The 6,284-nt window shown below is 71.4% G+C and carries 7 protein-coding genes and 1 pseudogene; 3 read left to right on the top strand and 5 right to left on the bottom strand.

Annotation, left to right across the window (positions count from 1 at the left end):
- On the top strand, positions 1 to 463 hold a 463-nt coding region (locus tag AC27VN_RS29480), incomplete at its 5' end, for a Sir2 family NAD-dependent protein deacetylase (protein WP_490878838.1).
- Between the two features lie 85 nt (positions 464 to 548).
- Here the strand turns inward: AC27VN_RS29480 and AC27VN_RS29475 are convergent.
- Both AC27VN_RS29475 and AC27VN_RS29470 read right to left on the bottom strand, forming a co-directional pair.
- The gene (locus AC27VN_RS29475) at positions 549 to 1,829 is read right to left on the bottom strand and encodes an amidohydrolase family protein (protein ID WP_490878837.1); all 1,281 of its coding nucleotides are present in this window, start codon (positions 1,827 to 1,829) and stop codon (positions 549 to 551) included.
- 59 nt (positions 1,830 to 1,888) lie between these two features.
- Complete coding sequence (locus AC27VN_RS29470; protein ID WP_490878836.1) at positions 1,889 to 2,338, bottom strand: hypothetical protein; 450 nt, start codon at positions 2,336 to 2,338, stop codon at positions 1,889 to 1,891.
- A gap of 177 nt (positions 2,339 to 2,515) precedes the next feature.
- Here AC27VN_RS29470 and cysC point away from each other — a divergent pair, with 177 nt between their 5' ends.
- Both cysC and AC27VN_RS29460 read left to right on the top strand, forming a co-directional pair.
- Positions 2,516 to 3,052 (top strand): adenylyl-sulfate kinase, encoded by a 537-nt coding sequence (gene cysC, locus AC27VN_RS29465; RefSeq protein WP_490878835.1) that lies wholly within the window; start codon positions 2,516 to 2,518, stop codon positions 3,050 to 3,052.
- A complete protein-coding gene (locus AC27VN_RS29460; RefSeq protein ID WP_490878834.1) occupies positions 3,049 to 3,945 on the top strand; it encodes a hypothetical protein in 897 nt (298 codons plus the stop codon). The genes cysC and AC27VN_RS29460 overlap by 4 nt, the downstream gene beginning before the upstream one ends.
- Here the strand turns inward: AC27VN_RS29460 and AC27VN_RS29455 are convergent.
- From AC27VN_RS29455 to AC27VN_RS29445, 3 genes and pseudogenes are all read right to left on the bottom strand, one after another.
- Positions 3,924 to 4,847 (bottom strand): ABC transporter permease, encoded by a 924-nt coding sequence (locus AC27VN_RS29455; protein ID WP_490878833.1) that lies wholly within the window; start codon positions 4,845 to 4,847, stop codon positions 3,924 to 3,926. The two genes, AC27VN_RS29460 and AC27VN_RS29455, sit on opposite strands and share 22 nt — an antisense overlap.
- On the bottom strand, positions 4,844 to 5,908 hold the full coding sequence (locus AC27VN_RS29450; protein WP_490878839.1) for an ABC transporter permease: 1,065 nt from the start codon (positions 5,906 to 5,908) through the stop codon (positions 4,844 to 4,846). Before AC27VN_RS29450 ends, AC27VN_RS29455 begins: the two co-directional genes overlap by 4 nt.
- Positions 5,908 to 6,284: pseudogene (locus tag AC27VN_RS29445) on the bottom strand (ABC transporter ATP-binding protein); the annotation flags it as partial. The gene AC27VN_RS29450 and the pseudogene AC27VN_RS29445, both read right to left, overlap by 1 nt.

Genomic DNA, 6,284 nt, shown 5'->3' with positions numbered 1-6,284 from the left:
CATGGGCTGCGAACGCCGCCTGCCGCGCGCTGAGCTGCAGCGCGAACTGCGCGCGCGCAATCCGCGCTGGGCCGCGCTCGAGGCGCGCGCGGCACCCGACGGCGATGCCGATCTCGAGGGCCACGATTTCTCGGCCTTCGACGTGCCGGCCTGCGCCCATTGCGGCGGCCTGCTCAAGCCCGACGTGGTGTTCTTCGGCGAGAGCGTGCCGCGGGAACGCGTCACCGCCGCCTTCGCGGCGCTCGAGGCCGCCGATGGGATGCTGGTGGCGGGCTCGTCGCTGATGGTCTATTCGGGCTTCCGCTTCGTGCAGGCAGCCGCGGCGGCCGGCAAGCCGGTGGCCGCGGTGAACCTCGGGCGTACGCGGGCCGACGCGCTGCTGGCGCTCAAGGTCGAGCGGCCGGTGGGCGAGGCACTGGCGGCACTGGCCGAGGCGCTGGCGCCCGAATCGCGCGCGGCCTAGCTAGCTATCGCAACGCGCGGATGAAGCCATCCACCGCCGAGGTGCAGCCACCCGGCCGGCGGAGTTGCGCGAGCGGCGCGAAGGCTCAGGCCTTCGGCAGGCTCCAGCTCGTCGCGTCGCCGCGGCCCGGCAGGTGCAGCGAGGCCGTCGCCGCCGGCGTCTCGGCCAGCAGCCGGCCCTTGCGGAACACCTTCAGGCGCGTGGTGCGCAGCCGGATCGCCTCGACGGGATCGCGCGCCTGCAGCAGCACGAAGCTCGCATCGCAACCGGCCTCGAGGCCGTAGTTCTCGAGGTGCATCACGCGCGCGGCGTTGGTGGTCACGGCCTCGAAGCACTGGCGGATGCCGGCCTGGCTGGTCATCTGCGCCACGTGCAGGCCCATGTGCGCCACCTCGAGCATGTCGCCCGAGCCCATGCCGTACCAGGGGTCCATCACGCAGTCGTGGCCGAAGGCGACGTTGACGCCGGCGGCCAGCAGCTCGGGCACGCGCGTCATGCCGCGGCGCTTGGGGTAGCTGTCATGGCGGCCCTGCAGCGTGATGTTGATCAGCGGGTTCGAGACCACGCTCACGCCGGCCTCGGCGATCAGCGGCAGCAGCTTGCTCACGTAGTAGTTGTCCATCGAATGCATCGAGGTGCAGTGCGAGCCCGTGACCCGGCCCTGCAGGCCCAGGCGCTGCGTCTCGAAGGCCAGGGTCTCGATGTGGCGCGACAGTGGGTCGTCGGACTCGTCGCAGTGCATGTCGACCAGCTTGCCGCGCTCGGCCGCGATCTCGCACAGCCGCTTCACGCTGGCCGCGCCGTCGGCCATGGTGCGTTCGAAGTGCGGGATGCCGCCGACCACGTCCACGCCCTTGTCGAGCGCGCGCTCGATGTTCTCGAGCCCGCCCGGAATGCGCAGCGCGCCGTCCTGCGGGAAGGCCACCAGCTGCAGGTCGAGGTACGGCGCCACGCGGCGCTTGACCTCGAGCAGCGCATCGACCGCCAGCAGGCTGGCATCGCTGGTGTCGACATGCGAGCGCACCGCGAGCAGCCCCTTGGCGACCGCCCAGTCGCAGTAGGCCAGCGCGCGCTCGATCAGCGCCTCGGCCGTCAAGAGCGGCTTGAGCTCGCCCCACAGCGCGATGCCCTCGAGCAGCGTGCCGCTCTGGTTGACGCGCGGCAGGCCGTAGCTCAGCGTGGCGTCCATATGGAAATGCGGGTCGACGAAATGCGGCGCGACCAGCTGGCCGGCGGCATCGAGCGTGTCGTGCGCCGGCGCGGCCAGGCCGGCCGTGACTTCGGCGATGCGGCCGTCCTGCACGGCGATCGACATGCCGGTGCGGCCGTCGGGGAGGGTGGCGTTGGTGAGGAGGAGGTCGAGCATCGTGGGGGCTTGGGGATCGTTGTGGGGAGATTCGGCCTGGCGTGGCCGGTTGGCGGGCCTCAGCGCGTGCGCTGCGGCCGGAAGCGGTACTGGCCCGGTGCCGGGCCGACCTCGATGGTCACGCGCCGCAGCTTGTCGTCGTGCCCCGAGTCGGCCTTGGCCGTCAGCACGATGCCGCGCGGCGTGGCGCGGCAGGTCAGGTCGCTGAGCGCGATCTCTGCATGGTCGTTGTCGAGCTCGGCGATGGGGACCGTGTGCGCGGCCTGCAGGCTGCCGTTGGCATCGCGCGCCATCCATTGCACATAGAGAAAAGACTGCGCGTACTGCTCGGCATGCACTACGCGGTAGGTGCCCTGGTGGTTCGGTCCCCAGGTGCCGCAGAGCTGGACCCAGGTGACGGCATCGGGCGTCTGGAAGCGGTCGTAGCCATAGTCGGTGCCCAGCGCATGGGCGGCCGTGCCGCACGCGAGCACGGCGGCGATCGAGGCGGATTGGAGGAGGTTCGGCATGGGTGTGTGGAGAGCGATGGCGGGCCGTCGTAATTCTCTACTCAGAATTTTTTACCTTGCAGAGACAAAAGTCGGAGGGGTGCCGCTTACGCTTTGAAAACAATGAAGCGCGATGACCTTGACTTCGGACCTGGCGTCCTGGCACTGCCGGGGCATCCCGGCGGTCCATCATGCGTCATGTGGATGACCGGGCTGTCCGGCGCGGGCAAATCCACCATCGCGCAGGGCCTGCGGGCCCGTCTGCAGGGCGAGCAGGTGGCCAGCGTCGTGCTCGACGGCGATGAGGTGCGCGCCGGCCTGAGCCAGGGGCTGGGATTCAGCCAGGCCGACCGCGGCGAGAACATCCGCCGGATGGCCGAGGTCGCCCGGCTGCTGAGTCGGCAGGGCATGCTCGTGATCGTCGCGGCCATCACGCCGCTGCAGGCGCAGCGCGCGATGGCGCGCGAGATCGTCGGCGAGGCCTACCGCGAGATCCACGTACATGCGCCGTTCGCGCTGTGCGAGCAGCGCGACGTGAAGGGGCTCTATGCCCGGGCGCGCCGCAACGAGATCGCGGCGTTCACCGGCATCTCCGACAGCTACGAGCCGCCCGTGGCGCCCGATCTGGTCATCGACACCTCGGCCTGCCGGCTGGCCGACGCCGTGGAATCGCTGATGCTGGCTTTCGGCACGGCTTCGCGGCCGGTCGTCGCTCCCCTGGGCACCCGCGCATGAAGCATCACCTGCTGATCGCCGGCACGGGCCGCGCGGGAACCACCTTCCTGGTGCAGTACCTCGCCGAATGCGGCCTGGACACCCACATCGCGCGCGACCAGTACCGGGGCTACGACGAGGATGCCAACGCCGGCCTCGAGGACCTGCCGCTGAACGATCCCGACGCGCCCTACGTGATCAAGTCGCCCTGGCTGTTCGAGTACGTGGAGCGCGTGCTGGCCGACGAGCAGACGGTGGTCGACGCCGTCGTCATCCCGATGCGCGGCATCGTGGAGGCGGCCGCCAGCCGCACCGTCAACGAGCTGCGCGCGCGCCATGCCATGCCCGGCCTGCACGACGACTGCAAGCAATGGGAGACCTGGGGCACGACGGCGGGCGGGGTGGTCTATTCGCTCAACCCGATCGACCAGGCGCGCCTGCTCGCGCTCGGTTTCCACGAGCTGCTGCATGCGCTGGTGAAGCGGAACGTGCCGATCGTGCTGCTCGACTTCCCGCGTTTCATCGAGGACCCGGACTATCTGTACGGTGCCTTGAGCGCCACGCTGGGCGACGGCGTCGACCGCGCTTCGGCCCTGCGCGCCCATGCCTGCGTCGCGGAGCCGTCGAAGGTGCGCATCGGACGCGAGCTGGCCGAGCCGGCCCCCGGTGCCGAGGCCGTGGGCACGCCGCGTCTCGCGTTCCCGAACCATGCCGCGCTGGACCGCAGCGCGCTCAAGCGCGAACTGGCCAACGCGAGCCGCCGCGTCGCGCAACTGGAGCGGCAGATCGCCGAGCTGCGCAACTCGCGTTCGTGGCGCATCACCGCGCCACTGCGTGCACTGGTGCAGCTGCTGCGCCGCGGCGGCGAACCGGCGCTGCCGGCCGCCACCCCTCAGCGTTCGCCCTTGCGGTAGGGCTTCATCAGCGCCTGCGGATAGCTGGCCTTGCGGGCCACGAGCACCAGCGCGAGGATCGACAGCAGGTAGGGCAGCATCAGGTACAGCTGGTAGGGCAGGAAGGCATCGCCCGATTGCTGCAGGCGAAGCTGGAGCGCGTCGAAGAAGGAGAACAGCAGCGCGCCCAGCAGCGCCTTGCCCGGCCGCCACGAGGCGAACACCACCAGCGCGACGCAGATCCAGCCGCGGCCGTTGACCATGTTGAAGAAGAAGGCGTTGAAGGCCGACAGCGTGAGGAAGGCGCCCGCCACGCCCATCAGCGCCGAGCCGGCCACGATGGCGCCGGTGCGCGTGGCCGCGACCGACACCCCCTGGCTCTCGGCCGCCTGCGGGTTCTCGCCGACCATGCGCAGCGCCAGGCCCAGCGGCGTGCGGTAGAGCAGCCAGGCCACCGCGGGCACCAGCGCCAGCGCGAGCAGGGTCAGCGGCGTCTGGGCGCCGAGCACCGGGACGTGCAGCCACTCCATGGGCGCGAAGGGCACGATGGTCGGCGGCGTGTTGACCTTCGGGAAGCTCACGCGGTAGCCGAAGTAGCTGAGCGCGGTCGCGAGCATGGTGATGCCCAGCCCCGACACGTGCTGCGAGAGCGCCAGGCCCACGGTCAGGAAGGCGTGCAGCAGCCCGAACACGGCGCCCGTGAGCGCGGCGATGCCCACGCCCGCCCACAGCGGCGCGCCCAGGTACACGGCGAGCCAGCCGGTGAAGGCGCCCGCGACCATGATCCCCTCGATGCCGAGGTTGAGCACGCCGGCGCGCTCGCACAGCAGCACGCCGAGCGTGCCGAGGATCAGCGGCGTGGCGATGCGCAGCACCGCAACCCAGAAGGCCGGGTTGGCGAGGATGTCGAGCAGGTCGGTCATCGGCTCCTCCGCACGCGGTACTGGGTCAGCAGGGTCGCCACCAGCACCGCGATCAGCGAGGCCGCGACGATCACGTCGGCGATGTAGGTCGGCACGCCGACGGCGCGGCTCATGGTGTCGGCGCCGACCAGCACGCCGGCCACGAACACGCCGGCCGCGATCACGCCCAGCGGATGCAGCCCGGCCAGCATCGCGATCACGATGCCGGTGTAGCCATAGCCGGGCGACATGTCGAGCGTGACGTAGCTGGTGCGGCCCGCGACCTCGATCGCGCCCGCCAGCCCGGCCAGCGCGCCCGACAGCAGCGCCACCGAGACCACGGTGCGCGTCACCGGCACGCCGGCGAAGGCGGCGGCGCGCGCATTGGCGCCGACGGCGCGGATGTCGAAGCCCAGCACCGTGTACTTGAAGACCGCCCACACCATCACCGCGAGCGACACCGCCCACAGCAGCCCGGTGTGGACGCGCGTCTGGGCGATCAGCTTGCCGAGTTCCAGGTCCGACTGCAGCGACACGCTCTGCGGCCAACCCATGGCGGTCGGGTCCTTCATCGGCCCGTCGAGCAGCGCCGACACGCCCAGCAGCACGATGAAGTTGATCAGCAGCGTGGTCACGACCTCGTCGACGCCCAGCCTGTTCTTCATCAGCGCCGGGCCCAGCAGCATCAGCGCGCCGGCCACGGCGGCGGCCAGCATCATCAGCGGGAACAGCAGCCAGGGCGACAGCTCGAAGCCGGTGCCGCCATGCACGCCGCCCACGGCGACCGCGGCCAGCGCGCCCGCGTAGAGCTGCCCTTCGGCGCCGATGTTGAACAGCCGCGCCTTGAACGCGACCGTGGCGGCCAGCCCGGTGAGGATCAGCGGGATCGCGCGCGTGAGGGTCTCGCTCCAGGCGAACACCGAGCCGAAGCCGCCCTGCAGCAGCAGCGCGTAGGTGCGGCCCACGGGCGCGCCGGCCCACAGCACCAGCAGCGCGCTGATCGCCAGCGTGAAGGCGACCGCGCCGATGGGCGCCAGGACCAGCGCGGTGCGTGAGGCCTGGTGGCGTCGTTCGAGCCGCATCATGGCGTGGCCTCCTTCGCTGCGGTGGAAGCGGTGGCGCCGGCCATCGCCAGGCCGATCGCCTCGCGCGTCCAGGCCGAGGCGGCGCGCGCCTCGCCCAGGTGGCCGCCGTGCATCACCGCCACGCGGTCGCCGAGCGCCAGCACCTCGTCGAGGTCGTCCGAGATCACGAGCACGGCCGCGCCGGCATCGCGCGCGGCGATCAGCTGCTGCTGCACATAGGCCACGGCGCCGATGTCCAGGCCCCAGGTCGGCTGATGCGCCACGATCAGGCGCGGGGCCTGGGGCGGGTACCTGCGTTCCTCGTCGCGGCCGGGCTCGGGCTGCTCGGGCGGCAGCAGGGCGCGGCCGAGGATCAGCTTCTGCATGTTGCCGC

The organism is Variovorax sp. 20P10.2.4 (assembly GCF_058244205.1).
Note: the sequence above shows the minus strand (reverse complement) of the source record. Positions and strands in the feature narration are given on the sequence as shown.